The following is a 557-nucleotide window of genomic DNA, read 5'->3' on the forward strand; positions in this document are numbered from 1 at the left end:
CTCAATACGGAAGTGGATAACCATGCCCAAGCGCGTAAAGAAGCTGAGAACGCTAACAAAGCAAAATCTGCATTCCTTGCGACAATGAGTCATGAGATTCGAACACCAATGAATGGGGTATTGGGAACGTCGCGACTGTTAGAAGATACTCAACTGGATAGTACGCAAAGTCACTATGTCGATGTCATTAACCGCAGTGGTCAGAGTTTGTTGACTATCTTAAATGACATTCTGGATTACTCAAAAATCGAAGCTGGACACTTATCGATTCGTGAAATAGGGTTCGATCTTGCTGAGTTGGTGAAAGCTACATTTGAACTTCAGCAATCAAAAGCGGATGAAAAGAACGTCCAACTCTCATACTTCATTGAAGATGAAGTAAAAGGTTGTTGGATGGGTGATGAAACAAGAATCGGTCAGGTCTTGAATAACCTTGTTGGCAATGCCATTAAGTTTACCGACGAAGGCCATGTCGATATCTATTTAGGGCTAAACCCAGAAAATGAATCTGAGTTGATGGTCGAAGTGTCTGATACAGGTATTGGTATTCCAGTTCA

At 41.7% G+C, this 557-nt stretch carries 1 protein-coding gene; it reads left to right on the forward strand.

The genetic code is table 11. The annotated features are described in order from the left end of the window. Positions 1-557 (forward strand): histidine kinase dimerization/phospho-acceptor domain-containing protein (locus tag UA76_RS07335; RefSeq protein ID WP_047044464.1); only part of this gene is annotated, 557 nt, incomplete at both ends.

Origin of the sequence: Vibrio mexicanus (assembly GCF_001012815.1) — a bacterium.
Classification (GTDB): Bacteria; Pseudomonadota; Gammaproteobacteria; order Enterobacterales; family Vibrionaceae; genus Vibrio; species Vibrio mexicanus.